2 protein-coding genes and 1 pseudogene are annotated in these 3,332 nt (G+C 49.5%); 1 reads left to right on the top strand and 2 read right to left on the bottom strand.

All coding sequences use genetic code 11. The annotated features are described in order from the left end of the window. Positions 1–233: pseudogene (locus ACOCD2_RS14830) on the top strand (IS481 family transposase); the annotation flags it as partial. 120 nt (positions 234–353) lie between these two features. Here the strand turns inward: ACOCD2_RS14830 and ACOCD2_RS14825 are convergent. Both ACOCD2_RS14825 and ACOCD2_RS14820 read right to left on the bottom strand, forming a co-directional pair. Continuing rightward, a complete protein-coding gene (locus tag ACOCD2_RS14825; protein ID WP_293653086.1) occupies positions 354–1,403 on the bottom strand; it encodes a hypothetical protein in 1,050 nt (349 codons plus the stop codon). Then, positions 1,396–3,332 (bottom strand): DUF3696 domain-containing protein (locus ACOCD2_RS14820; protein WP_419625758.1); only part of this gene is annotated, 1,937 nt, incomplete at its 5' end. The genes ACOCD2_RS14825 and ACOCD2_RS14820, both read right to left, overlap by 8 nt.

The following is a 3,332-nucleotide window of genomic DNA, read 5'->3' as shown; positions in this document are numbered from 1 at the left end:
GCATGGTTGAGCGTTTCAATGGCCGGATTAGCGAGATTCTCGCTACCACGCATTTTGATGCGTCCAGGGATTTACAGGAGACGCTGTACCAGTATCAGAAAATCTACAACTACCATGTCCTGCAGAAAAACATCGGGCACATCACGCCCATTCAGGCGCTTAAGGATTGGCACAAAAAACAACCGGAATTATTCAAAAAGAAAATCTATGATCTATCGGTACTTGACACGTAGTGCTTGGTGACCAGGACGGCTGGGGCACGAATAGGTTGTCAAAGGCCGAGTCGATTTTGGGGACTGGGATGTCCCAAAATCTATCACGAGGCCGAAGACACGCTTGCTGCATCAGCATCATTACGGTATTGAAAAGTCATTGTGATAAACCACAGAAGCCAACTCGATTGTTCCGTTTTCACACTCCCAGTAATGAAGGTGAAATTCCCTATCAATATCACGTCGCTGTGCTTTGTCGGAGCCACGCATTCTTTGCGGGTCATTGCCTCCTGGGCCGGTACGAAGTGCGTGGACGGCAGAAAGGTTATGCCCTTTGATTGTTTCCACGATTGACCGGAGAATTTTCGGAGGCAAGGAGTCCCCCTGATCAGCGCAGCACTGCTGGCATAACTCCCGGAACTCGGCTCCTATGTTTGGAACAGTAGCGTTGCCCCAGTCTGGAGCTTCTCCCTGAGCAATGGCGTGTTTGAAAATGGCAATTCGGATGGCAAGATCAACCCCTAGATTATCGGATGCACCAACCAATATCGATGCTTCATCGAGGCATTCAATCAGTCCACGAAAATCGTCGCAAACAAGAACGTCGCCTTCAAAAAATTCTGGCGGACAAGGTAATTCCGGGATATCGCCTCTGGAATGTTCGAGTTCGTGAATCTGCGCTTGGACTTGAATAACTTGTTTGGGCGCTTCTCTCAATATGAGTGAGTGTCCGCCTAGTGGTTGAGAACAGTGCTTGCGCAGGACTGCGATTAGGGTAATACATCGAGCCAGATCTGATTGGAGGCCATCATGGGTCGTTAGCCGAATAACATCCGGATCTGTTTCGAGTTGCTCGGACAAAACATCTTTGAGCCTGTAGTAGGCCTCGAAGGAAGGTGTAAGCGATAGCAATTTCGCTGCGATTTTTGCTATGTCGTTTACAGTGTATTCCACAATCCCAAGTTTGCTAAAAAGGTCCCTAAGGCGGTTTCTTAAAGGGAAAAGGTCGTCATCAAAGAGAGCTTCAGAAGCCCGTTCGCTCATGTAAATAGCGACCCATGGCTCATCAAGCAGTTTGCTCCAATCCAATAGCGTATCTACATATTGGAAAGCATCATCCTTGGTGCAACCGATATGCGGAACAGCGAGGATGCCTGCATCGATTGTTACGCTTGGACGGCTGCTATGCATCGCTCTCCCTTCGGTTGGCTTTCCGTTTCATAGCCGCAGCGCGTAGGATCTCCTCTGCTTGCTGTTGTGACTGGTCGAAAAATCCTTCCGGCCAATCCGAAATGGCACCATACTCATTAATCACTACCTCACGGAAGAATGACCCCTGGGACGGCTTTTCAACGAAGTAGATCTTGGTCTTGCTGTTTAGCTCATTCTCAGGCGAGGCCGCAGCAATTCGGAATCGAAGGCGATCAATAAAGTATTCGCTGTGGGTTTCAACAATGCATTGCTTGTTGCATAACGCCATCGAAAGGAAGAAATCCCCAAGCAAGGTCTGCACCTTTGGATGAAGATGCAGCTCCGGTTGCTCAAAAACCAGTGTCGAGTCGGTATCAGCCAAAAGGCACATGACCAGAATTGGCAAGACTTGGCTGACGCCGACGCCCACATGCGTGAGGTCGTGCGTGCTATCCGAATTGGAAAGCCCTACCTTTAGTTCGTGTCCCAGCTTTCCCTGATCTCGGCTCTTCACCGAGCTGGCTACACCCAGGTATTGAAGCCAGTCGATCACGGCAGCTTCGAGTGTTCTAGTAACCGTCTTGCGGTCAATTACAGGGGACTTGAAATTGGCTGGCGGGATGTACCTGATCTTCTTGTTCTTGTGTAGTTCAAGAATGGATGCCGTGTGTTCACCACGTAAACCAACATCATGTGGGTCAGCCGCTGGTGCAAGTGGGTACAATGGCTTGGGTGCATCCCTCAACGGCCCGAGATATTTCAGGGACGAGGCAAAAAAGTTATCCAGATACCGCGTGGCTTCGGTAATCAAACGAGGCGGCCGAACCTGGACGAATGCGTGCGTCTCCGACTTCGGTGCTGCCGATGCCTTCATGGCCGAGTGAATACGGTCAAATAGATCCTCGCACTCACGCAGTAGCTGTTGAACCTTCAAACGTTTATCACGTGGCAATCCACGCAATCGTTCATACCAGGCTCTGAAAGTGGGCGCCTCTGAGTCAGAGCCAAACAGGGACTCCTGCGAGTGCTTGTCTTTGAATATCTGGTCGAAATCAATCCTCCCTTGGAGGACTTTGCGCAAGACAGCAATAATCTCTTCAGAAAGGGGAATCCCTCTTCCCCTGTGGCGCTGAAGCCTCATCGCCCAGCGCGCATTTTCCTGAAGCGCCAAAGTGATGGCATTCGCATCCTCTTCAATCGTATCGATCTTGTAGACAACTCTCTCTGGGAGAAAATGCCTGAGCATGCACCCGATAGGTCTGGCCGACCGGAAATCCTCCTTTACTTCGGCCATTGACTTCTCATCAAGCTCAACCGCATAGTCCAAGCTGGCTCTGAGCTGGTCATCTATCTCACTGACGCCATCAGCACCTTCAGTCTCCGAGATAGCCCTAGTTGAGTGGTGAATGGAAATGTCTGCCTTCTGATTGGTGTTATCCTCGTCTCTGTATAAGAAGGACAACTGAGTAGCAAAAAGCAGAGGTTGTATTTGAAATAACTCCCGCTGGGTACTTGAAGGGTCGGCATCAAAGGAGATCTCACAAGCGATCTCTTGAATCTGATCAGAATGCGGGCCGTAGTAAATAGCACTACGTGGCGTGAACTGCGCCCTTCTTTGAGTCGATGCATCTTGAGCGGATAGCGGTTGGCACGTAAATTTGATTGTGATTTGATCCGAATCACTGTCATTCGATTTCAAATCATCGAATTGGCCAAGGCTAGTGAACGCACCATTCAAAACGACAGATCGAGAACCTACTTTGTGCGCCAGCGTCTGCGCAATAAGTAGAACTGATTGGATAAATGTACTTTTTCCGCTGCTATTTGCCCCTGCGAAAATAGTTAGCAGCCCGAGATCCAGTTCGGTCTCTTTCCGGATCGATTTAAAGTTGAATACCTTCCACTTGGTAATCACTGCTATTCGCCTCC

The sequence above is a fragment of the Thiolapillus sp. genome, from assembly GCF_048562965.1.
GTDB classification, from domain to species: Bacteria; Pseudomonadota; Gammaproteobacteria; order Chromatiales; family Chromatiaceae; genus Thiolapillus; species Thiolapillus brandeum_A.
The sequence above is the reverse complement of the archived record's forward strand: the minus strand, read 5'-3'. Positions and strand labels throughout refer to the sequence as shown.

Bases quoted from the DNA above. Each gene is read 5' to 3' on its own strand.
- ACOCD2_RS14825 (WP_293653086.1), bottom strand. From the start codon at position 1,403: ATGCATAGCAGCCGTCCAAGCGTAACAATCGATGCAGGCATCCTCGCT.